This window comes from Sphingomonas astragali (genome assembly GCF_051400615.1).
In the GTDB taxonomy this organism is placed as follows: Bacteria; Pseudomonadota; Alphaproteobacteria; order Sphingomonadales; family Sphingomonadaceae; genus Sphingomonas.
This window is the reverse complement of record NZ_JBLFFH010000001.1, coordinates 913,919-935,779: the sequence shown is the minus strand read 5'-3', so window position 1 is coordinate 935,779 and position 21,861 is coordinate 913,919. Positions and strand designations below refer to the sequence as shown.

At 68.7% G+C, this 21,861-nt stretch carries 24 protein-coding genes; 13 read left to right on the top strand and 11 right to left on the bottom strand.

The annotated features are described in order from the left end of the window. The first annotated feature begins 20 nt into the window (after window positions 1-20). The 3 genes from ACMGER_RS04775 to ACMGER_RS04765 are packed head-to-tail and all read left to right on the top strand — an operon-like array spanning window position 21 to window position 3,174. Window positions 21-950: an electron transfer flavoprotein subunit alpha/FixB family protein gene (locus tag ACMGER_RS04775; RefSeq protein ID WP_436810958.1), complete on the top strand. Its 930-nt coding sequence runs from the start codon at window positions 21-23 to the stop codon at window positions 948-950. Next, entirely contained in the window at window positions 947-2,755 is a 1,809-nt protein-coding gene (locus ACMGER_RS04770; RefSeq protein WP_436810957.1) for an exo-alpha-sialidase, read from the top strand. Before ACMGER_RS04775 ends, ACMGER_RS04770 begins: the two co-directional genes overlap by 4 nt. Next, a complete protein-coding gene (locus ACMGER_RS04765; RefSeq protein ID WP_436810956.1) occupies window positions 2,698-3,174 on the top strand; it encodes a transposase in 477 nt (158 codons plus the stop codon). The genes ACMGER_RS04770 and ACMGER_RS04765 overlap by 58 nt, the downstream gene beginning before the upstream one ends. A 54-nt stretch (window positions 3,175-3,228) precedes the next feature. On the opposite strand, the gene ACMGER_RS04760 is transcribed toward ACMGER_RS04765, so the two are convergent. From ACMGER_RS04760 to rpmF, 3 genes are read right to left on the bottom strand one after another with little or no spacing between them, the layout of a single operon-like run. Then, window positions 3,229-4,194 (bottom strand): beta-ketoacyl-ACP synthase III, encoded by a 966-nt coding sequence (locus tag ACMGER_RS04760; RefSeq protein WP_436810955.1) that lies wholly within the window; start codon window positions 4,192-4,194, stop codon window positions 3,229-3,231. Continuing rightward, the gene (plsX, locus tag ACMGER_RS04755) at window positions 4,191-5,222 is read right to left on the bottom strand and encodes a phosphate acyltransferase PlsX (protein ID WP_436811673.1); all 1,032 of its coding nucleotides are present in this window, start codon (window positions 5,220-5,222) and stop codon (window positions 4,191-4,193) included. Before plsX ends, ACMGER_RS04760 begins: the two co-directional genes overlap by 4 nt. Before the next feature lie 32 nt (window positions 5,223-5,254). Next, window positions 5,255-5,434, bottom strand: a complete 180-nt coding sequence (rpmF, locus tag ACMGER_RS04750; RefSeq protein ID WP_233784613.1) for a 50S ribosomal protein L32 — start codon at window positions 5,432-5,434, stop codon at window positions 5,255-5,257. A 212-nt stretch (window positions 5,435-5,646) separates the two neighbouring features. Here rpmF and ACMGER_RS04745 point away from each other — a divergent pair, with 212 nt between their 5' ends. Then, entirely contained in the window at window positions 5,647-6,081 is a 435-nt protein-coding gene (locus ACMGER_RS04745; RefSeq protein WP_436810954.1) for an MAPEG family protein, read from the top strand. A 107-nt stretch (window positions 6,082-6,188) separates the two neighbouring features. Here the strand turns inward: ACMGER_RS04745 and ACMGER_RS04740 are convergent, their stop codons facing one another. Next, window positions 6,189-6,845, bottom strand: coding sequence for an MBL fold metallo-hydrolase (locus ACMGER_RS04740; protein WP_436810953.1), 657 nt, complete (start codon window positions 6,843-6,845; stop codon window positions 6,189-6,191). Window positions 6,846-6,978: 133 nt separating this feature from the next. Here ACMGER_RS04740 and ACMGER_RS04735 point away from each other — a divergent pair, with 133 nt between their 5' ends. The 4 genes from ACMGER_RS04735 to msrA all read left to right on the top strand — a co-directional run bounded on the left by ACMGER_RS04735 (window position 6,979) and on the right by msrA (window position 9,411). Beyond that, window positions 6,979-7,248 (top strand): aminotransferase class IV, encoded by a 270-nt coding sequence (locus tag ACMGER_RS04735; RefSeq protein ID WP_436810952.1) that lies wholly within the window; start codon window positions 6,979-6,981, stop codon window positions 7,246-7,248. Window positions 7,249-7,283: 35 nt separating this feature from the next. Continuing rightward, entirely contained in the window at window positions 7,284-8,483 is a 1,200-nt protein-coding gene (locus ACMGER_RS04730; RefSeq protein ID WP_436810951.1) for a pyridoxal phosphate-dependent aminotransferase, read from the top strand. A gap of 131 nt (window positions 8,484-8,614) precedes the next feature. Beyond that, window positions 8,615-8,758 (top strand): hypothetical protein, encoded by a 144-nt coding sequence (locus tag ACMGER_RS04725; protein ID WP_436810950.1) that lies wholly within the window; start codon window positions 8,615-8,617, stop codon window positions 8,756-8,758. A gap of 2 nt (window positions 8,759-8,760) precedes the next feature. Continuing rightward, window positions 8,761-9,411 carry a peptide-methionine (S)-S-oxide reductase MsrA gene (gene msrA / locus ACMGER_RS04720; protein ID WP_436810949.1) on the top strand — a complete coding sequence of 217 codons (651 nt, stop codon included), beginning with the start codon at window positions 8,761-8,763 and terminating at the stop codon, window positions 9,409-9,411. Between the two features lie 92 nt (window positions 9,412-9,503). Here msrA and ACMGER_RS04715 read toward each other — a convergent pair whose 3' ends face one another. Together ACMGER_RS04715 and mgtE are read right to left on the bottom strand one after the other, a co-directional pair. Next, complete coding sequence (locus tag ACMGER_RS04715; RefSeq protein ID WP_436810948.1) at window positions 9,504-9,905, bottom strand: DUF1489 family protein; 402 nt, start codon at window positions 9,903-9,905, stop codon at window positions 9,504-9,506. Window positions 9,906-9,941: 36 nt separating this feature from the next. Continuing rightward, the gene (gene mgtE, locus ACMGER_RS04710; RefSeq protein WP_436810947.1) at window positions 9,942-11,345 is read right to left on the bottom strand and encodes a magnesium transporter; all 1,404 of its coding nucleotides are present in this window, start codon (window positions 11,343-11,345) and stop codon (window positions 9,942-9,944) included. Between the two features lie 203 nt (window positions 11,346-11,548). Between mgtE and ACMGER_RS04705 the strand changes: the two genes are divergently transcribed. Continuing rightward, entirely contained in the window at window positions 11,549-11,977 is a 429-nt protein-coding gene (locus tag ACMGER_RS04705) for a peptidylprolyl isomerase (RefSeq protein ID WP_436811672.1), read from the top strand. A gap of 26 nt (window positions 11,978-12,003) precedes the next feature. Here ACMGER_RS04705 and ACMGER_RS04700 read toward each other — a convergent pair whose 3' ends face one another. Then, window positions 12,004-12,888, bottom strand: coding sequence for a LysR substrate-binding domain-containing protein (locus ACMGER_RS04700; RefSeq protein WP_436810946.1), 885 nt, complete (start codon window positions 12,886-12,888; stop codon window positions 12,004-12,006). Between the two features lie 272 nt (window positions 12,889-13,160). Between ACMGER_RS04700 and ACMGER_RS04695 the strand changes: the two genes are divergently transcribed. Then, window positions 13,161-15,461: a CDC48 family AAA ATPase gene (locus ACMGER_RS04695; protein WP_436810945.1), complete on the top strand. Its 2,301-nt coding sequence runs from the start codon at window positions 13,161-13,163 to the stop codon at window positions 15,459-15,461. Here ACMGER_RS04695 and ACMGER_RS04690 read toward each other — a convergent pair. Then, window positions 15,412-16,719 (bottom strand): MFS transporter, encoded by a 1,308-nt coding sequence (locus ACMGER_RS04690; protein WP_436810944.1) that lies wholly within the window; start codon window positions 16,717-16,719, stop codon window positions 15,412-15,414. The genes ACMGER_RS04695 and ACMGER_RS04690 overlap by 50 nt on opposite strands. 128 nt (window positions 16,720-16,847) lie before the next feature. Here ACMGER_RS04690 and ACMGER_RS04685 point away from each other — a divergent pair, with 128 nt between their 5' ends. The 3 genes from ACMGER_RS04685 (at window position 16,848) to ACMGER_RS04675 (ending at window position 20,147) form a co-directional block, all read left to right on the top strand. Next, on the top strand, window positions 16,848-17,462 hold the full coding sequence (locus tag ACMGER_RS04685) for a class I SAM-dependent methyltransferase (protein WP_436810943.1): 615 nt from the start codon (window positions 16,848-16,850) through the stop codon (window positions 17,460-17,462). Window positions 17,463-17,562: 100 nt separating this feature from the next. Next, window positions 17,563-17,964, top strand: a complete 402-nt coding sequence (msrB, locus tag ACMGER_RS04680; RefSeq protein ID WP_436810942.1) for a peptide-methionine (R)-S-oxide reductase MsrB — start codon at window positions 17,563-17,565, stop codon at window positions 17,962-17,964. A gap of 56 nt (window positions 17,965-18,020) precedes the next feature. Next, window positions 18,021-20,147, top strand: a complete 2,127-nt coding sequence (locus ACMGER_RS04675) for a transglycosylase domain-containing protein (protein WP_436810941.1) — start codon at window positions 18,021-18,023, stop codon at window positions 20,145-20,147. Here the strand turns inward: ACMGER_RS04675 and ACMGER_RS04670 are convergent. From ACMGER_RS04670 to ACMGER_RS04660, 3 genes are read right to left on the bottom strand one after another with little or no spacing between them, the layout of a single operon-like run. Further along, window positions 20,123-20,797, bottom strand: a complete 675-nt coding sequence (locus ACMGER_RS04670) for a M48 family metallopeptidase (protein ID WP_436810940.1) — start codon at window positions 20,795-20,797, stop codon at window positions 20,123-20,125. The genes ACMGER_RS04675 and ACMGER_RS04670 overlap by 25 nt on opposite strands. Then, entirely contained in the window at window positions 20,794-21,240 is a 447-nt protein-coding gene (locus tag ACMGER_RS04665; RefSeq protein ID WP_436811671.1) for a YcgN family cysteine cluster protein, read from the bottom strand. The genes ACMGER_RS04670 and ACMGER_RS04665 overlap by 4 nt, the downstream gene beginning before the upstream one ends. Then, window positions 21,228-21,815 carry an SCO family protein gene (locus ACMGER_RS04660; RefSeq protein ID WP_436810939.1) on the bottom strand — a complete coding sequence of 196 codons (588 nt, stop codon included), beginning with the start codon at window positions 21,813-21,815 and terminating at the stop codon, window positions 21,228-21,230. Before ACMGER_RS04660 ends, ACMGER_RS04665 begins: the two co-directional genes overlap by 13 nt. Between the last annotated feature and the right edge of the window lie 46 nt (window positions 21,816-21,861).

The following is a 21,861-nucleotide window of genomic DNA, read 5'->3' as shown; positions in this document are numbered from 1 at the left end:
GGATTGAGAGGATCGGTTTTATGAAGACTCTGGTTTGGGTCGAGCATGACGGCGGCGCCGTCAAGGACGCGACGCTGGCGGCGGTGACCGCGGCGGCGAAGCTGGGCGATATCGACCTGCTGGTCGCGGGGCAGGGCGTCGACGGCGTCGCGCAGGCGGCGGCGAAGATCGCGGGTGTCGGGAAGGTCCTGGTCGCCGACGACGCGGCCTATGGCCATGGCCTCGCCGAGAATGTCGCGCCGCTGGTCGCCGGGCTGATGGCGGATCATGACGCCTTCGTCGCGCCCGCCACCACCACCGGCAAGAACATCGCGCCGCGCGTCGCCGCGCTGCTCGACGTGATGCAGGTCTCCGACATCCTGTCGGTCGAGAGCGCGGATACCTTCACCCGCCCGATCTACGCCGGCAACGCGGTCGCGACCGTGCAGTCGAAGGACGCGAAGAAGGTGCTGACGGTGCGCACCACGGCCTTCGAGAAGGCGGCGGGCGAGGGCGGCTCGGCGAGCGTCGAGAAGGTTGCCGGCCCGGGCGACAAGGGCGTCTCCAGCTTCGTCGGCGCCGAGATCGCCAAGTCGGAGCGTCCGGAGCTGACCAGCGCGAAGGTGATCGTCTCGGGCGGCCGGGCGCTCCAGAACGGCGAGAACTTCCATGCGATCATCGAGCCGCTCGCCGACAAGCTCGGCGCCGCGGTCGGTGCATCGCGGGCGGCGGTGGACGCGGGCTATGTCCCCAACGACTACCAGGTCGGCCAGACCGGCAAGATCGTCGCGCCCGAGGTCTATATCGCGATCGGCATCTCCGGCGCGATCCAGCACCTCGCCGGCATGAAGGACTCCAAGACCATCATCGCCATCAACAAGGACGAGGACGCGCCGATCTTCCAGGTCGCCGACGTCGGACTGGTCGGCGACCTGTTCAAGGTCGTTCCCGAGCTGACGTCGAAGCTGTGATCGCTGCGCGGCGGCTGGTGCGGCGGTTCGTCGGGCGGATGACGCCCCGGACCATCGCACTGGCCGCCGTTCTGCCTTGCGCGTCGACGCCAAGCTGGGCGGCGCCCCTTCCCGCTCCCGCCTGTACAGCGCCGTCGCCGATCCTCGGGTCCGACTTCATCTACGAGAGCGCGCCCTATCCGCAGGCGCACGCCTCGACGATCGTCGAGACTGAAGCCGGCACGCTGCTCGCCGCCTGGTTCGGCGGTACGCACGAGCGCCATCCCGACGTCAGCATCTATGTCGCGCGCCGGCAAGGCGGCGTGTGGCAGACGCCGGTCAAGGCCGCCGACGGCATCCAGCCCGACGGCGCCCGGCTGCCGACCTGGAATCCGGTGCTGTTCCAGCCCGCGCAAGGGCCGCTGACGCTGTTCTACAAGGTCGGACCCGACCCGCGCCATTGGTGGGGCATGGCGATGACGTCGAGCGACGACGGCCGCTCGTGGAGCGCGGCGCGCCGCCTGCCCGACGGCATCCTCGGTCCGATCAAGAACAAGCCGGTGACGCTCGCCGACGGCAGCTGGCTCGCCCCTTCCAGCACCGAGCGCGAAGGCAACCGCTGGTCGCTGCATTTCGAGCGCAGCACCGATAGCGGCAGGAACTGGACCGCGACTGCGCCGGTCACCTCGCCCGAGCATATCGACGCGATCCAGCCGAGCGTCCTGTTCCACGAGGACGGTGTGCTGGAGGCAATAGCCCGGACCCGGCAGGGCGCGCTCGCGATGACCTGGTCGAAGGACGGCGGGCTGAGCTGGTCACCGCTCGCGGCGATCGATCTGCCCAATCCCAACTCGGGCACCGACGCAGTGACGCTGAGGGACGGGCGGCAGCTGCTGGTCTACAACCACAGCGCCCATTATCCCGACCGGCCAGGCAAGGGGCCGCGCTATCCGCTCGACGTCGCATTCTCGGATGACGGGGTGCATTGGCGGCCGGTGCTGACGCTCGAAAACAAGCCGATCGGCAACGGCTATGCTCATCCGGCAGTGATCCAGACGCGCGACGGGCTGGTCCACATCACCTATACCCATGACCGTACCCGCATCCGTCATGTCGTGCTCGATCCGACCCGGCTGTGCGATCGGACGGCGAACCGGCTTCAGGCACTTCGCCCGGGCGGGCTCGTCCTGTTCCAGGGCGATTCGATCACCGACGGCGGCCGGTGGCGCGAAGGCGACGATCAGAACCACATCATGGGGCAGGACTATGCCTATGTGATCGCCGCCGAAATCGGCGCCGAGCTCCCCGAGCGGCGGCTGCGGTTCGTCAACCGCGGTATCAGCGGGAATACGGTGGCCGATCTGGAGCGTCGCTGGCAAACCGACGTGATCGACCCGAAACCCGATGTCCTCAGCATCCTGGTGGGCATCAATGATCTGCTTTCGGCCAAACCTGTGCCGGCGGACACCTATCGCCGGACCTACGCAGCCCTCATCGAGCGCACGCGGGCGGCCTTGCCCGAGGTGAGGATCGTGTTGGGCGAACCGTTCCTGCTGCCGGTGGGACGCTATGCTCCGATCCCGCCGGAGCTGCGCGCACGACTGGCCGAGCGCCAGGCGATCGTGGCCGATCTTGCGCGGCGCTATCGCCTGCCACTGGTCCGCTATCAGGCCGCCTTCGATCGGGCCATGGTTAGCGCTCCGGCGAGCCACTGGTCGTGGGACGGCGTACATCCGACCTATGCCGGGCACGGGCTGATGGCGCGGGAATGGCTCGCGACGGTCGAGCGCGCCGGACGCGATTGGGTCGGCTCCGGGGACCAGTAATCAATGACTCCGACCGATCGCCTTCACGTTGTCACCTCGAGGCCCATCGTACGGCGGCCAGCCTGCTCAAAAATGGGGCTCTACCCCGATGTATCGGACGCAGCCGGGGCGGACTGACAACCAAGTTGCAGACAGTCTGCGACGACCAGGGGCGTCCGCTGCTCCTTCATCTTGCCGAGGGCCAGGCCAACGACCACAAGACCGCTGCCGCGGTCCTCGATCAGCTACCGCACGCCCGCTTCCTGCTCGCCGACAGGGCCTACAGTTGCGCTGCCTTCCGGCAGGCGACGACCGATCGCGGCATCACGCCATGCATCCAGCCTCCCGCCAAGCACCGCGGCCAGCACGCAACCCGATATGACCGATGTGCCCACACCTTCCTGTCGGCAATCGCATTCGCCGCCACATTCATATTCTGAAGCAATGAGTCCTGAGCCAGGTTGAAACAGGAGCGGGCCGGTGCCGCCTCAGCATTAGAACCGGACGACCGCCGCACCCCAGGTAAACCCGCCGCCCATCGCCTCGAGCACGAGGAGGTCGCCGCGCTTGATCCGCCCGTCGCGCACCGCCGTGTCGAGCGCGAGCGGCACCGAGGCGGCGGAGGTGTTGGCATGTTCGTCGACCGTCACCACCACCTTCCCGGGCGCGAGGCCGAGCTTGCGCGCGGTCGCGTCGAGGATGCGGGCATTGGCCTGATGCGGCACCACCCAGTCGACCTCGGCGCTGGTCAGACCGGCGGCGGCGAGCGATTCGTTCATCACCGCGGCGAGATTGACCACCGCATGGCGGAACACCTCGCGCCCCTTCATGCGCAGCTTGCCGACCGTACCGGTGGTCGAGGGGCCGCCGTCGACGTAGAGCAGCTGATTGTGGCGCCCGTCGGCATGGAGCCGCGTCGCGAGCACGCCGCGGTCCGAATCCTCCTCGGCCACGAGCACGATCGCGCCGGCGCCGTCGCCGAACAGCACGCAGGTCGCGCGGTCCTCCCAGTCGAGAATGCGGCTGAAGGTCTCGGCGCCGATCACCAGCGCCCTGGAATGCGCCCCGGCGCGGATCATCGCATCGGCGACCTGCAGCGCGTAGAGGAAACCCGAGCATACCGCCGCGACGTCGAACGCGACGCAATCGTCGATGCCGAGCGCGGCCTGGACCTTGGTCGCCGAAGCGGGGAAGGTCTGGTCGGGGGTGGCGGTGGCCAGCACGATCAGATCGATGTCCTGCGCCGCGATGCCCGCCGCGGCGAGCGCCGCCTTGGCTGCGTCGGTCGCGAGAGTCGCGGTGGTCTCGTCGGGTCCGGCGATGTGGCGGAAGCGGATGCCGGTGCGCTCGACGATCCATTCGTCCGAGGTGTCGACCTGCTGCGCGAGCTCGTCGTTCGACACGCGCCGCGGCGGCAGCGCCGATCCGGTCCCGAGAATCACCGAACGCCGTTGGGTCACGCTGCTTGCGCCTCGAAATTGCCGAGGTCCTCGATGATGCGGCGCGTCAAGTCGTCCCGCACCATCTTGGCGGCGACCTCGATCGCATGGGCGACGCCGACCTCGTTGGCGCCGCCGTGGCTCTTCACCACCAGCCCGTTGAGGCCGAGGAAGACCGCGCCATTGTGGTTGTTGGGATCGAGATGATTGCGCAGCAGCTCGGTCGCCGGGCGCGAGATCAGGAAGCCGATCTTCGAGCGGGTCGAGCTCTGGAAGGCGCGGCGCAGCAGGTCGGCGACGAAACGGGCGGTGCCCTCCGCCGTCTTGAGCGCGATGTTGCCCGAAAAGCCGTCGCACACGATCACGTCGACATTGCCGCGCGACAGCGAATTGCCCTCGATGAACCCTTCGAACCGCAGCGGCAGATGGTCCGCTGCGCGCAGCTGCGCCGCGGCGTCGCGGATGATGTCGGTGCCTTTCAGATCCTCGGTGCCGATGTTGAGCAGCGCGACCCGCGGGCTTTCGAGGTCGAGGATGGTGCGCGCATAGGCGGCACCCATCACCGCGAACTGGACGAGGTTCCGTGCGTCGCACTCGGTATTGGCGCCGAGGTCGAGCATCACCGTGTCGGTTTCGCCCAGACTCGGCAGCTGCGCGGCGAGCGCCGGCCGGTCGATGCCCGGCATGGTGCGCAGCGCCAGCTTGGCCATCGCCATCAGCGCGCCGGTGTTGCCCGAGGAGACCGCGGCGGCAGCCCGGCCCTGCTTCACGAGGTCGATCGCGACGCCCATCGAGGTTGCCTTGGCACGGCGCAGCGCCGCGCTCGGCCGTGCGTCCGACCTGACCACCTCGGCCGCGTGAACGATCTCCGACGCGGCGGTGAGATTGGGATGGGTCTTGAGCTCGGCGCGGATCGCCGGCTCGTCACCGACGAGCAGGAAGCGCATCCCCTCGAACTGGCGTCGCGCGCGCGCGACGCCGGCGAGCATGACCGCCAGCCCCTCGTCGCCGCCCATCGCATCGACGGCGATCCGCGAACCAGGGGGCATCTCGGTCAAGCTCTGCTCGGTCGTTTCGAGGCTCAGCCCTCGACCGATACGATCTCACGGCCGTTGTAGTGGCCGCAAGCTGGGCAGAGGTTGTGCGGGCGCTTCAGCTCGCCGCAGTTCGGGCATTCCTGGAACGACTCGACGGCAAGGGCGTCATGCGCGCGGCGCATGCCACGCCGCGAGGGCGAAGTCTTTCTCTTGGGGACGGCCATTTCGGCACCTTCTCAAAAAACGAAATTCGACGGTTCGGGGCCGCGATACGACCCGGACGCGGGAAGGGCAAGCGGAGCCGACGGCCGGCCGCTCGTCCAGGCCGGCATGTCCGGGCGGGTCGCGAAGCGAAGGCGCGCCTATAGCGATTTTCGCCGCGGTTGCAAGCCGTGCGGCGCCGTGCGACTCCTGCCGGCGAAGAGGGGGAACCGCCATGCATATCGTCCTGCCCGTCGCACTCGCCACGGCCGCCGCGGCTGCGCTGATCAATCTGTGGATCGGGGTGCGAGTCGGGCGGCTGCGCATATCGGAAAAGGTGATGGTGGGCGATGGCGGCAGTGCGCGGCTGCTTGCGGCCATGCGCGCGCACGCCAATTTCGTCGAATATGCGCCGTTCGTGCTGATCCTGCTCGCGCTGGTCGAGCTTGCGGCGGGCACCTCGGGCTGGCTGTGGGCGGCAAGTCTCGTCTTCATCGCCGGACGGTTGCTGCATGTGTTCGGGATGCAAGGCTGGCGCTCGGGCCGCATGATCGGCATCGGCGCGACCTGGGCGGTGCTGCTGGGGCTCGCCATCTACGCCGCCGTGCTGCCGTTCCGCACGACGCCGCCGGTGGATGCGGCGCCGGTCGAGGTGGTGCCGTCGGCTTGAGACGGACTCACTGGATGGAGTAGGCTGGCCGGCGCAACCTCTCACCTAAGAGTCGCTTTCAGCTTCGCTGAATCGGCGCCGCTGTTTCAGTAAAGCTGAAACAGACTCTAGGCCAGCACCGCATCCCCGACGAACGGATTGCTCGCGCGCTCATGGCCGATGGTACTCGGCTGACCATGGCCGGGGAGGAACACGGTCTCGTCCCCCATCGGCCACAGCTTGGTGACGATCGATGTGATCAGCGCCTGATGGTCGCTCAGCGGAAAATCGGTCCGCCCGATCGAGCCCTGGAACAGCACGTCGCCGACGATCGCCAGCCTCGACGGCGGGTGGTGGAAGACGACATGGCCCGGCGTGTGGCCGGGGGTGAATCGAGTATCCAGCGCGAGGTCGCCCACCGTCACCTCGTCGCCGTCGATCAGCCAGCGGTTCGGCTCGAACGGCTCGGCGGGAACGCCCCATTGCCGCGAATCGTCCGCCAACCGCGCGATCCAGTAGCGGTCCGCCTCGTGCGGGCCTTCGATCGGCACGTCCAAGTCCCTCGCCAACGGGCCTGCCATGCCGCAATGATCGAGATGGCCGTGGGTGATCAGGATCTTCTCGACCGCCACCCCTGCCTGCGCGATCGCCGAGCGGATGCGCGGCAGGTCGCCGCCGGGATCGACCACCGCCGCGCGCATGGTCGCGGTGCACCAGAGCAGCGTACAGTTCTGCTGGAGCGGCGTGACCGGGATGATGGCGGCGCGGAGCGGCGGCTCGCTCATTTCGGCGTTCTCCGATCGGTTCGGCGGGACGGCAAAGCCGCGCCTCGCCTCCTTTCCGGCATTAGAGTCCGGACCCACGAACGGCAATGGCTTGCGACGAGGCGTGCGGGGTGGCATGTCCTGCGCGAAAGCCATGACCCTCCTGCCCGACATCACCGCCACCATGACCTTCGACCCGCTCGGCGGCATCGCCGATCTCGAGCGTCACCTCGATGCGATGAGGGCGGAAGCGGAGGCGCGCCACTATCCGTTCAACCGCCACCTGGTCCGCAACGAGCTGCAGGCGGCGACCTTCCGCATCCGCTATCCGCGCCGGGTGCGGCTGCTCCTGGGGCCCTCAGGTGCGCTGGCGATCGAGATTTCGCCGCTCGCGGTTGCGAAGGAGCGCGCGACGCGCCTATAGGCGCCGCGCTCCCTTCCTGCCCCGAGGTGATCCCCATGAAGCCCTCCGCCGCTCTCGGCCGCATCCAGCCCTCCGCCACGCTGGCGATGACCGCGCGGGTGTTCGAGCTGAAGCGCCAGGGCGTCGACGTGATCGGCCTCGGCGCGGGCGAGCCGGACTTCGACACGCCCGAGCACGTCAAGGAAGCCGGCATCCAGGCGATCCGCGACGGCAGGACCAAGTACACCAACGTCGACGGCACGCCCGAGCTCAAGGACGCGATCGTCGCCAAGTTCGCGCGCGACAACAACCTGAGCTACGGCACCGACCAGGTGACGGTGAACGTCGGCGGCAAGCACACGCTGTTCAATGCGATCGTCGCGACGGTCGATCCCGGCGACGAGGTGATCGTGCCCGCGCCCTATTGGGTGAGCTATCCCGACGTCGTCCAGTTCGCCGGCGGCACGCCGGTGTTCGTCGAGGCGGGAGTCAAGCAGGGCTACAAGCTGCGCCCCGAGCAGCTCGAGGCGGCGATCACGCCCCGGACCAAGTGGGTGATCCTCAACTCGCCGTCGAACCCGACCGGCGCCGCCTACAGCGAGGGGGAGCTGAAGGCGCTCGGCGAGGTGCTCGCGCGCCATCCGCACGTCTGGGTGTTCGCCGACGACATGTACGAGCACATCGTCTACGACGGCTTCACCTTCCGCACCATCGCCGAGGTCTGCCCGGACCTCTACGAGCGCACGCTGACCGTCAACGGCTGCTCCAAGGCCTATGCGATGACCGGCTGGCGGATCGGCTTCGCCGGCGGGCCGGCGTGGCTGATCAAGGCGATGGCCAAGCTCCAGTCGCAGTCGACCAGCAATCCCTGCTCGATCGCGCAGGCCGCGGCCGTGGCGGCGCTGACCGGGCCGCAGGGCTTCCTCAAGGAGCGCGCGGCGGCCTTCCAGTCGCGCCGCGATCTGGTCGTGTCGATGCTGAACCAGGCGACCGGCATCCATTGCCCGCGGCCCGAGGGCGCCTTCTACGTCTATCCCGACGTCTCCGGGCTGATCGGCAAGACGACGCCGGGCGGCAAGGCCATCGCCAGCGACGAGGACCTCATCGGCTATTTCCTCGACGACGCGCGGGTGGCGGCGGTGCACGGCGCCGCCTTCGGCCTCTCGCCGGCGATGCGGATCAGCTATGCGACCTCGGAGAGCGCGCTGCGCGAGGCGTGCGAGCGCATCCAGACGGCGGCGGCGGCGCTTCGCTGACACCCTGATGAATAGAGCGGCCAGCGCCGGTTAAGCGCGGCCCTGCCACATTCGCCCGGATTCCGACGCTTTTTCGTCCGCACTACCGCGGTCAGCCGGTGTTCAGGCTGAACACGTCAATGGAGCATCATATGCGTACCCGTCTGAAGCCCTATTTCCTCCGCTATTTCGTCGGCGGGTTCGCGATCGGCGCGGTCTGCGTGATCGGCAGCCAGGTCGCGCACGCCGAGGCGCAGCCGGCGCCCTCCGTACCTTTCGTTCAGACTGCGCTCTGACCATGCGCTGGCCGCTCCTCGCCGGAACGATCGCGGCGGGGGCGGTGGCCATCGCGATGCCGGGCCGCGCCGAGCGCGCAGTGGCGATTCCGCCGCCGGCGCGCGATGTGGTCGCCAAGCCGGGGCTGCAGAATGCAGTGCTGGCGGGCGGCTGCTTCTGGGGCATGGAAGCGGTGTTCGAGCATGTGAAGGGCGTGCGCGCCGTCGTCAGCGGCTATGCCGGCGGCTCGCGCGGCACCGCCACCTACGACCAGGTCTCGACCGAGCGCACCCGCCATGCCGAGGCGGTGAGGATCGTCTATGATCCCCGGCAGGTCAGCTACGGCACGCTGCTGCGCATCTATTTCTCGGTCGCGCACGACCCGACGCAGGTGAACGGGCAGGTTCCCGATCAGGGGCCCAGCTACCGCTCGGCGATCTTTCCGCAGAGCCCGGCGCAGAAGCTGGTGGCGGAGCAGTATATCGCCCAGCTCACCCGCGCCCAGGCCTTTGCCAAACCGATCGCCACGAGGATCGAGAGCGGCGGGTTCTTCCCGGCCGAAGCCTATCACCAGGATTTCGCGCGGCGGAACCCGAGCCATCCGTACATCGCGCGCTGGGACCGGCCGAAGGTGGCGGCGTTCCGCGCGGCTTTTCCGACGCTTGCCAAGTAGCCTTCGTCACCCGGCCTTGTGCCGGGGTCCACCGCACCTCAAGCCGCAGCATTGGCGGCTCCGTGGATGCCGGAACCAGTCCGGCATGACGATCAAATCAGCGCAAGGGCGCTGAGCTTGCCCGCAAGCTCGGCCGGCATCGCGGCGATCCCTTCGGTAGAGCCGCCGAGGTCGGGCGGTGCGTCCTTGGCTTCAAGGTAGCGCCAGCCTTGGTGCGCGCGCTTCGGGAGCGGCTGGACGGGGATGAACTGCGGGTCGAGGTGGATCGCGACGCGCCCGCCTTCCGCTTCGCCGAAGCCCAGGATCGGAGTGCGCCCGACCAGCTGGTGCTTGACGATCCAGAACAGCGAACCGCCAGCGATCTCGGCGTGGCGCTTGGGCAGGTAGCGGGTGGTCATCACGAACGCGCCCTCGGCGGCGCGGACCGCGATGCGCTCGCGCAGATAGGCGACGCTGTCGCAGCCATAGGCGACCTTGGTCAGGTGAAGCGGCATGAGTCCGATCTGGGCGCTCGCCGGCTCCGACTCAAGTCAGCCGGCGAGGCCGCTCGCGGTGGCAAGGCCCAGGAAGACGAAGAAGCCCATCGAATCGGTCGTCATCGTGACGAAGATCGACGAGGCCACTGCCGGATCGGCGCGGAGGCGGTCGAGCGTCAGCGGCACCACCACGCCCGCGAGACCGGCGATGACGATGTTGCCGAGCATCGCCGAGGCGATCACAGCGCCGAGCGCCGGATGATGGTAGAACAGCCCGACCGCGATTCCGATCACCGCCGCGACGCTGAGCCCGTTGAGGAGCGCGATCGAGATCTCGCGGCGGATCGCACGCAAGGTGTTCGACTGGGTCAGCTGGTTGGTGGCCAGCGCGCGCACCGTTACCGCCATCGTCTGGGTGCCGGCATTGCCGCCGACGCCGGCGACGATCGGCATCAGCGCGGCGAGCGCGACCATCCGGCTGATCGTCCCTTCGAACAAGGTGATGATCGTCGCGGCGACCAGCGCGGTGCCAAGGTTGGCGATCAGCCAGCGCACGCGCGCCTTGTAGCTGTCGATGACCGGCTCGTTGATGTCGCCCTCGCCGGCGCCGGACAGGCGGAGGATGTCCTCGCCCGCCTCCTCGGAGATGATGTGGACGACGTCGTCCACCGTGATCATGCCGACCAGCCGGCCGTTGCCGTCGACCACCGCGGCGGAGATCAGCGCGTATTTCTGGAACCTGAGCGCCACTTCCTCCTGGTCCATGTCGACCTGGATCAGCGTCTGCTCGCGCTTCATCACGTCGCCGAGCCCGACCGACCGCGGTGCGCGCAGGATCCAGGAGAGCTGGCAGGTGCCGACCGGCTTGTGCGCCGGATCGACCACGAAGATCTCCCAGAAATCGGTGGTGAGGTCCTCGTTGCCGCGCAGATAGTCGAGCACGTCGCCGACGGCCCAATGCTCGGGCACCGCGACCAGTTCGCGCTGCATCAGGCGGCCGGCGGATTCCTCGGGATAGGAGAGCGCTTCCTCGATCGCGGCGCGATCGTCGGGGTCGAGGGCGCGCAGCACCGCGCGCTGATCCTCTTCCTCGAGGTCCTCGATGATCGCGACGGCGTCGTCGGTGTCGAGCTCGGCCGCGATGTCCGCGACCTGGTGCGGCTCGAGGCTGTCGATCAGCTCCTCGCGGACCCAATCGTTCATCTCGGCGAACACGTCGCCGTCGAGCAGGTCCGAGATGGCATGTGCCAGCGCCGGACGCTGCTCGGCGGGCGTCAGCTCGAACAGGTCGGCGATGTCGGCGGGATGGAGCGGCTCGACCAGTTCGCGGGCGCGGCCGTCGTCGCCGGCACCGACCGCGTCGAGCACCGCGCGGACAAACTCGGGCTTCAGCCGGTCGTCCTCGTCGAGCTCGCTGGATTCGGGTGCCTCCGGCTGGGGAAGCTCGGTCTCGCTCATCGTGCCGCCCCTTGCTGACTATCCGTTGCCGCCAAGGTCCTAACGCCGGTGCTGCCAACTGCCAATCGGCCGCTCGGCTCCCGTTTCGGTACGACCCCAGATCGGATACGAATTTGCCAAGCCCCGGCACCCGCTCTAGGGCGGCCGCACCTCGTTGCTTTTGGAGTGAGCCCCGCGTGACCGACCTTCCCGAAACGCTGACCATGACGCTCGAGACCGGCGACGTCGTCATCCGCCTGCGTCCGGACCTTGCCCCCAATCATGTCGAGCGGATCGCGACGCTGGCCAACCAGGGCTTTTACGACAACGTCGTGTTCCACCGCGTGATCGACGGGTTCATGGCGCAGGGCGGCGACCCGACCGGTCGCGGCACCGGCGGCTCCGACCTGCCCGACCTCCAGGCCGAGTTCAGTCGCGAGCCGCACGTCCGCGGCGTCTGCTCGATGGCGCGCACCTCCAATCCGCACAGCGCCAACAGCCAGTTCTTCATCTGCCTCGACGACGCGACCTTCCTCGACGGCCAGTATACCGTGTGGGGCGAGGTGATCGAGGGCATGGATCATGTCGACGCGCTCCCCAAAGGCGAGCCGCCGCGCAATCCCGGCAAGATCGTGCAGGCGCGGGCGGAGTAACCACCGCTCATTACGATGGGCTCGGGTCACGCCGTCGCGATCGTCGCAGCCACCCAGTCATGGAACAGCCGCACCGGGCGCGTCTGCAGCGCGCGCGGGCGGCACACGAACCAATAGCTGTAGCGGCTCTCGACGGTGACGTCGAAGAGCTGGACCAGCCGCGGATCGTTCGCTGCTTCGTAATGGGTCTCCAGCATGAAGGCGATGCCGAGCCCCTGCGCCGCCGCCTCGAGCATCAGCGATCCCGAATCGAAAAAGTCGATCGCCAACGGCTCGAGGTCCGGCAGGCCGACCGCCTCGCGCCAGGCGGTGAAGGTCTCGGGCATGTCGCGGTGGATCAGCACCGTCTGGCTGGCGAGCTGATGCGGCTCGGTGACCGCGCCGGGCCCCTCGGCGAGCGAGCGCGAAGCGATCACGTGCACGCGGTTGCGATCGAGCCGCTTGGCGTAGAGCGCCGGATCGATCTCCTCGGCCAGCACGATCGCGGCGTCGAGCCCGTCGCCTAGGCGCGCCACACCGTGGCCGCCGGTATCGACGTCGAGATGGAGCTCGGGATGGAGCCGCTTCAATTCGCCGAGCCGCGGCAGCAGCCGCTGCGTCGCGAACAGGGGGAGCACGCCGAGACGCAGGCGCAGCAACTCGACCCCGCTGGTCATCGCCTCGATCGTGTCGGAAATGGTGTCGAGCGCGGGGGCGATCCCGCTCAGCAGCCGCTCGCCGTCGGCATTGAGCCGCAGCGCCTGATGGCGCCGCTCGAACAAGGGCTTGCCGATGAAGCGCTCCAGCGCCTGTACGCGGCGGCTGAGCGCAGGCGAGGACAGCGCCAGCTCCTCGGCCGCGGCCTTGATCGAGCCGAGCCGGGCGACCTGGACGAACGCTTCGATCGCAGTCAGGGGCGGGAGCCTACGCATCGTGCCCTCCGTCTTGCATCGCACCACGCGCAAATGTCAAAAACGCACTGATACCGCTCTCATAGTTGCAATTAATGCAATTTAGTAGAATTATTTCGCACTTGCACAAAACCGTGCTGCGCCGCACATAAGGCAGGCCTTTCAGGCATCCTCTCCTAAACCTTTCCAGGCCGGTCCTTCGGGATCGGCCTTTTTTTGCCTGCGCTACCCCTCCCGCTCCCGGAACTGCGGCCCTATGTGGCGCACTTCAGGAATCTTGCTAGGAGAGCCGGATGGCCGACGACGAGACGCGCGGGCGCAAGCTGCAGGTGGCCAACGCCCGGCCCGAGGACAGCGGCCGCGGCCTCGCCCATATCCCGCGGACGCTGATGGCAGCGCTCGGCATCACCGAAGGCGACGTGATCGAGATCGTCGGCAAGCGCGTCACCCCGGCGCGCGCGGTTCTGCCCTATGCCGAGGACGAGGGGCTGGAGATCCTGCGCATCGACGGCCTCCAGCGCGCCAATGCCGGTGCCGGCTCGGGCGACTTCGTCGAGGTGCGCCGCGCCGAATCGAAACCCGCTGCGCGCGTCGTGTTCGCGCCGGCCTCCAAGAACGTCCGCCTCCAGGGTTCGGCGCTTGCGCTCCAGCGCAGCTTCGCCGGCCGTCCGCTCACCGCCGGCGACACCGTCGCCACCGTCGGCCAGCAGCGCGTCGCCGGCAGCGATGTGCCGCCGCACATCGCCCAGTATCTCCGCGCCCCCGCCTATGCGCTGCAGGAAATCCGCATGGTCGTGGTGTCGACCGCGCCCAAGGGCATCGTCCATATCGACGAGACCACCGAGATCGAGCTGCGCCCCGATTACGAGGAGCCCAAGGAAAGCCGCCGCGCCGACGTGACCTACGACGACGTCGGCGGCATGGCCGCCACGATCGACCAGCTGCGCGAGATGGTCGAGCTGCCGCTGCGCTATCCCGAGCTGTTCCAGCGCCTGGGCGTCGATCCGCCCAAGGGCGTGCTGCTCCACGGCCCGCCCGGTACCGGCAAGACCCGGCTCGCGCGCGCGGTCGCCAATGAGAGCGATGCCAGCTTCTTCCTGATCAACGGGCCCGAGATCATGGGCTCGGCCTATGGCGAATCGGAGAAGCGGCTGCGCGAGGTGTTCGAAGAGGCGGCCGCCAACGCACCCTCGATCGTGTTCATCGACGAGATCGATTCGATCGCCCCCAAGCGCGGCCAGGTGCAGGGCGAGGCCGAGAAGCGCCTCGTCGCGCAGCTGCTCACACTGATGGACGGGCTGGAGGCGCGCGCCAACATCGTCGTCATCGCCGCGACCAATCGCCCCGAAGCCGTGGATGAGGCACTGCGCCGGCCCGGCCGTTTCGACCGCGAGATCATCGTCGGCGTGCCCGACGAGCGCGGACGGCGCGAGATCCTGGGCATCCACACGCGCGGGATGCCGCTGGGCGACCGGGTCGATCTCGGCGAGTTGGCGCGCACCACCTATGGCTTCGTCGGCGCCGACCTGGCCGCGCTCGCCCGCGAGGCGGCGATCGAATCGGTGCGGCGGATCATGCCCAGGCTCAACCTCGAGGAAGGGACGATCCCGCCCGAGGTGCTCGACACGCTCGCCGTCACCCGCGAGGATTTCCTGGAGGCGCTGAAACGCGTCCAGCCCTCGGCGATGCGCGAGGTGATGGTGCAGATGCCGCAGGTGCGCTGGCAGGACGTCGGCGGACTTGACCAGGCGCAGGAACGCCTCAAGGAAGGCGTCGAGCTGCCGCTCAAGGACCCCGACGCGTTCCTCCGCATCGGCATCCGCCCGGCCAAGGGCTTCCTGCTCTACGGGCCACCCGGCACCGGCAAGACGCTGCTCGCCAAGGCTGTCGCACGCGAGGCGGAGGCGAACTTCATCGCCACCAAGTCGTCCGACCTGCTCAGCAAATGGTATGGCGAGAGCGAGCAGCAGATCGCCCGCCTGTTCGCCCGCGCGCGGCAGGTGGCGCCGTGCGTGATCTTCATCGACGAGCTCGATTCGCTGGTCCCCGCCCGTGGCGGCGGCCTGGGCGAGCCGCAGGTCACCGAGCGGGTGGTCAACACCATCCTCGCCGAGATGGACGGGCTCGAGGAGCTGCAGTCGGTGGTGGTGATCGGCGCGACCAACCGGCCGAACCTGGTCGACCCGGCATTGCTGCGGCCCGGCCGCTTCGACGAGCTGATCTACGTCGGCGTGCCCGATCGCGGGGGACGGCGGCGCATCCTCGACATCCAGACGCAGAGGATGCCGCTGGCCGAAGGCGTCGACCTCGATTCGATCGCCGCACGGACCGAGCGCTTCACCGGCGCCGATCTGGAGGACGTGGTGCGCCGCGCCGGCATGATCGCGCTGCGGAAATCGCTGGGCGCGCGCGCGGTCGGCATGGCTGATTTCGAGGAAGCGCTGGAAGAGTCCCGCGCCTCGGTCACGCCGGAGATGGAGGAGGAATATCGGCGGATGTCGTCGCAGCTCAAGCAGGATGCGCTGGCGATCCAGCCAATCGGCTTCATCCCTCCGGGGACGCTCCACGGCCGGGGGCCGAAGGGCGAAGACTGACCCACGCATAGCCGAGCAGCAGCACCAGCGCGGCGGCCGCGGTCAGATAGGGCAGCGGCCGCCACAGCTCGTAGAGACCGACGCCGATCGACGGCCCCAGCACGAAGGACGCCCCGTTGACCGACGTCACCTTGCCGGCGACCGACCCCTGCGCCCCGGCACCGACCGCCAGACTCGATCCGGCGGTGAAGCCCGGCCGGATGAAGCCGAACCCCATCGCCGCCAGCGCATTGCCCATCGCGATGCCGTAGAGCGTGCCGGCGGTCCCCGTCGCCGCACAGCCGATCGCGGCGATCACCAGTCCGATCCGCACCAGCATCGCCGGCGTCAGATTGAGCAGCGGGATGAAGCCCCATTGCACCAGCAGCGCCGAGACCGCGCCGATCATCAGCACGAGCCCTGTGGGCTGCAATGCCTCGCCCGGGGACAGGTGGAGCCGGTCGATCACCAGGAAGCCGATCGCCTGGCCGGTCATCGCCTGGGCATGGCCCATGATCAGCCCGATCACGATCCATCCGCGGATGCGTGGATCGAGGAAGCCGACCCGCTCGTCATGCTCTGCCACCGCCGCGGTGACGCTCGCCCCGGTCGGCGCGCCGCCGATCGAGGGATAGGCCGACGCGGCGCCATGGCCGGTCAGAAGGGACTGCCCCGACAACTGCCGCGCCGCAGCGACCAGTACGACGAGGCCGATCATGCAGCCGACGAACGCCGGTCCCGCCAGGCCGATCTCGATGTCGCCGAGATGCCCCACCACCAGATAGGGTGCGATCGCGGGTCCCAGGATGGTGCCGAGCCCGAATGCCGACCCCAGCAGCGCCAGCGCCCGCGTGCGCTCCTCGCGCGTGGTACGCCCCGCGACGATCGCCTGCACCGCCGGCGGCGCGGCCGAACCGAGCCCGCCATAGAACATCCGCCCGATCACGAAGAGCGCGAAGGCGAGCGTGCCCGGAATCCAGCCGTTGATTCCTGCTGCCAGGAACGATCCGCACAGGAACAGCGACAGGCAGAAGCCGGCGAGCCCGAGCAGCACCATCGCCCGCCGCCCGTGCCGATCCGACCGGTTGGCCCAGAACGGCGCGGCGACCACCCACAGCAGCGCCGAGACCGAGAAGGCGACTGCCACCCAACTGTCGCGCACGCCCAGCGAACGTCCCAGCGCCGGCAGCACCGATTGCAGCGCCGTGTTGCCCGCGGCGATCGTCAGCATCACCACGAACAGCATCGCGAAGGTGCGGTCGATCCGCGGGCCGGTCATCGCGCACGGACCCTAGGCAGTCGGTCGCATTGTGCAACCATTCTCCCTGCCTACATGCAACCGGCGCGCTTGCACTTTCGTTGCAGTTTTGCGACGGACGCTCGCTTGTCGCCGGCTTTGCAAGGATCATGATGACCAGCTCGCTTTCCCTCGGCCGCTCGGCACGCAAGCGCCACCGCCGCCTCTCTCCGCACGCGATGTTCTTCCGCGAGTTCCTGAGGCGGCCGGTGATGGTCGGATCGATCATCCCGTCGTCGGACCGGACGATCCGCCGCGTGCTCGACCGGGTCGACTGGGGCAGCGTCAAGCTGTTCGTCGAATATGGTCCGGGCGTCGGCACCTTCTGCCAGGCGGTGCTCGACCGGCTGGGTCCCGACGCGCATTATATCGCGATCGACACCAATCCCGATTTCGTCACCTACCTGCGCGATTCCTTTCACGATCCGCGCTTCACGGTGGTGCAGGGCTCGGCCGAGGACGTCGAGAAGATCGTTGCCGACCATGGCCATGAGAACGCCGATTACGTGCTCTCGGGCCTGCCTTTCTCGACGCTGCCGCCCGGCGTGGGCGATCGCATCGCCGCGGCGACGCGCCGCGTTCTCCGGCCCGGCGGCGCCTTCCTCGTCTATCAGTTCAATCCGAACGTCCGCAATTTCCTCGCTCCGCATTTCGACCGCATCGATTATGCGATCGAGTGGTGGAACGTGCCGCCGGCACAAATCTGGTGGGCGTGGAAGGATTGATCCTTATCGACGTAATCCGGGCGGACGTCGGCCGCCCTCCTCACATGGATCAGGCATTCCTGCGTTGACGCAGGGGAGCGAATCGATCACGCGAAGACCCATGGAACAGCTCAACCTGTCCGAGGCCGAATGGCGCAAGCGCCTGACGCCGGAGCAATTCCACGTCCTGCGCGAAGCCGGCACCGAGCCGCCGTTCGCCGGCAAATACACCAACAACAAGGCCGACGGCGTCTATCGCTGCGCCGGCTGCGGGCTCGAGCTGTTCGACAGCGAGGACAAATATGATTCGGGCTCGGGCTGGCCGAGCTTCACGCGCCCGATCGCCGAGGACCGCATCACGGAGCACAGCGACATGAGCCACGGCATGGTGCGCACGGAGGCGCGCTGTGCGCGCTGCGACGGGCACCAGGGCCATGTCTTCCCCGACGGGCCGCCGCCGACGGGGCTGCGCTACTGCATCAACTCGGTCAGCCTCGATTTCCGCGCCAAGGCGAACGGGTAGGTCGCCTGATCCCCTTGTTCGCGAATCCGTAACCGCGTAATCCTCCCGTCGACGCGATGGCGAGCCGCAGCACCCGATCCTCCAAGCCGCGCTGGCGCCGCGTCCTCGCCTGGACGGTCGGCATCGGTCTGACATTGGCGATCCTCGCCCTCGCCGCGCTGGCGATCGCCGTCTATAGCGCGCGCGCCTCGCTGCCGAGCTTCGACGAGCTCAAATCCTCGCCCAACGGCCAGATGATCCGAGTCCATGCCGCCGACGGCACCGTGATCGTGTCGCTCGGGCCGAGCTATGGCGAGTGGATTCCCTACGACCGGATTCCGAAGGTGATGCGCGACGCGATGGTCTCGGTCGAGGACCGTCGCTTCCGCTCGCACATCGGCGTCGACCCGGTCGGCATGGCGCGCGCGATCAAGTTCGGCTTCGAGAACCGCAACAACGGCCGTCGCCTCCAGGGCGCCTCGACCATCACCCAGCAGGTCGCGCGCACCATCTTCCTGTCGAACAAATACGACTGGCGCCGCAAGATCCGGGAAGGCATCCTGGCGCTGGCGCTGGAGCGCAAGTTCAGCAAGGACCAGATCCTCGAGCTCTACCTCAACAAGGTCTATTTCGGCGGCGGCGCCTACGGCATCGACGCGGCGAGCCGGAGATTCTTCGGCCATCCCGCCACCAACCTGTCGCTGAGCGAGGCGGCGGTGATCGCCGGGCTGGTCAAGGCACCCTCACGCTATTCGCCGACCGCCGATGCCGAAGCCGCGGTCGGTCGCGCCGGCGTCGTCCTCCAGACCATGGTCGAGACGGGCGCGATCACGCCGGCCGAGGCGGCGAGCACCGATCCCAGGACGGTGAAGCTCGCTCCAGAACCGCGGCAGAACTCCGTCCGCTATTTCACCGACTGGGCGCTGCCCCAGCTAGAGACGCTGATCGACGAGACGGTCGAGCCGCTCGAGGTGTGGACCACGCTCGACCTCAACATGCAGGCGGCGGCCGACGCCGCGATCGATGCCAACACGCCGAAAGGCGCGCAGGGCGCGCTGGTCGCGCTCGACCGCGGCGGCGAGGTGCGCGCGATGGTCGGCGGCAAGGACTACATCAGCTCGATCTACAACCGCGCGACCCAGGCGACGCGCCAGCCGGGATCGGCGTTCAAGCTGTTCGTCTATCTCGCCGCGCTGGAGGCCGGCCACAAGCCCGACGACGCGATCGTCGACGAGCCGGTCACGATCAACGGCTGGAGCCCGCGAAACTCGTCACGCCGCTTCTCGGGGCAGATCGATCTGCGCACTGCCTTCGCCTATTCGATCAACACCGTCGCGGCGAAGCTGGGGCAGGAGGTCGGCTTCACTACGGTCGCCGACATGGCGCGGCGCTTCGGCATCACCACGCCGGTCAACACCCATCCCTCGATGGTGCTCGGCACCAGCGACGTGCGCCTGATCGACATGACACGCGCCTTCGCCAGCGTCGGGCAGAAGGGGGTGATGGTCACGCCCTATGCGATCACCCGCGTCACCGCGAACGGCCAGGTGATCTACCAGCATCAGGTCGACACCAGCCGCGTGCTGGTCGCCCCCTATGTCGCCGCCGAAATGACGGACCTTCTCCAGACCGCGGTCAACACCGGCACCGCGCGCGCGGCGCAGATCGGGCGGCCGGTGGCGGGCAAGACCGGCACCACCAGCTCGAACAAGGACGGCTGGTTCCTCGGCTTCTCCAGCGGCATCGCCACCGGCGTGTGGATGGGCCGCGACGATGCGCGGCCGATCCCGGGCCTCCAGGGCGGCACTGCCCCGGCACGCGCCTTCGCCAGCTTCATGCGCAAGGCGGTGGCGAACCGGCCGATCGAGAATTTCGATACCGAGGTGAAGCTGCCCGAATGGCAGCTCGAGCCCGACGACGAGGCCTATCTCGGTCAGCCCGACAACGGGATGATGGTCGATCCCGACGGCAATCCGGTCGAGCCCGCACCCGACGATCTCGCGATCCCTGAACCCGGCGCCGACGGCCAGACCCCGCCGCCGGAAGATGGCGAGCAGCTTCCGCCGCCGCAGCGGCTCGATCAGGATTTCATCGACCGGGCGATCGGCCGCGACCGGCCTCCGCGCCAGCCGCCGCCGCAAAGCACGCCGCTGCCGCCGCCCGATCGCGATCCCCATCTTCAGGACGAGCGGCCGAACCAGTGAAGCTGTGCGCCGTGCGCGCGCAGCCAGGCGCGCGCCGCGGCGGCATCGCCTTCGAACAGCTCGGCGACGAGCCGATGGAAGGCGGGACCGTGATTCATGTGGACGCGGTGCGCGACCTCGTGCGCCACCGTCGCGCGACGGACATGGGCGGGGGCGAGGATCAGCCGCCAACTGTAGCGGATCGCTCCGCTTGACGAACAGCTTCCCCAGCGCCCGCGTGGATCGCCGATGGTGACCGTCTCGACCGCGACGCCGGCCTTGGCGGCATAATGCGCAGTCTCTTCGCTCAGCATCCGCAGCGCCTCGCGCTTCAGCCAGCGGGTGACGCGGCCGGGAAAGCCCTCGGGCGGACCGCCGCACACCAGCCGATCGCCTTCGCGAGTCGGCGTACGCACGGCGCCGGGGCAATGCTCGAGCACCACGTCCTTACCGCCGAAGGGGATCACCGCCCCCGGCACGAACGGCCGCGCCTCCGGCAGCCTGGCGCGCTGCGCCGCGATCCAGCCGCCCTGCTCCTCGGCCCAAGCGAGCGCCGGCTTCAACGCGGCGCGCTTCGGCAGCGTCAGCCGCACCCGGCCGCTCGCCGGATCGACCGAAAGCTTGAGCTGCCGCGCGCGCGGATGGCGGCGGACCTCGATCGTCGAAGTCACAGCGCCCGATCGATCATGTGGTGCTCGAGCTCGCCGGCATCGACCTCCGACACCGTCCAGCCGCGCGTCGATTCGCCGGCACGGTGCACCGCCTCGCGGTCGCCGCACACGAGGTAATGCCACTCGGGCAGCGGCTCGCCGGCCGCACGCAGGCGATAGGCGCAGGTGCCGGGCAGCCAGTCGATGTCGGCGATGGTGCGCGCCGTCAGCCGCACACAGTCGGGTACATGCGCGCGGCGGTTGCGATAATCGCTGCACAGCCCCGTACGCCGGTCGAGCAGCCGGCAGGCGACGTTTGTCGGATGGAGCGCGCCGGTCTCCTCATCCTCCAGCTTGTAGAGGCAGCATTTGCCGCAGCCGTCGCACAGCGCCTCCCATTGGGCGCGGTCGAGCCGGTCGAGCGGCAGCGTCTCCCAGAATCGATCGTCGGTCACTTCACCCAGCGCTTGAGCTCGTCCGTCACGGCCGCGGGGCCCTTGTCGGCCGGCAGCAGCGCGATCGGCGCGTCGTCCGGACCCATCAGATAGGCCTGGCGACTGTGCTGCACCAGATAGCCTCCGCCCGGCGCCGGCGGCTCGAGCTTGTAATAGATGCCGTAGGCCTTGGCCGCCGCGTCGATCCCCGCCTTGCTGCCGGTAAGGCCGATCATGCGTGGATGGAAAGCGGAGACGAACTGCTTGAGCACCGGCGGCGTGTCGCGCCTGGGATCGACGGTGACGAAGATCGGCACGACCCGGGCGCCGAGCGCCGGCGAGGCCTGCTCGAACGCCTTCAACCCCCCGCCGATCGCCTGCACGTCGATCGGGCAGACGTCGGGGCAGAAGGTGTAGCCGAAGTAGATGATGCGATAGCGGCCGGCGAAATCCTTGTCGGTGACGCGCTTGCCGTCCTGGTCGATGAGGGTGAAGGGACCGCCGATCCGGGCGCCGGCCAGCGGCGGCGGAGCGCCGGAATCGATGCCGCCGCCGCAGCCGGCGAGCGCAAGCAGCAAGGCGAGAGCCGGTAAGCGTCTGTTCATGGCATCGCGAGCCTTGGTCTGCTAATCGCATCCTTGCAAGCTCAAC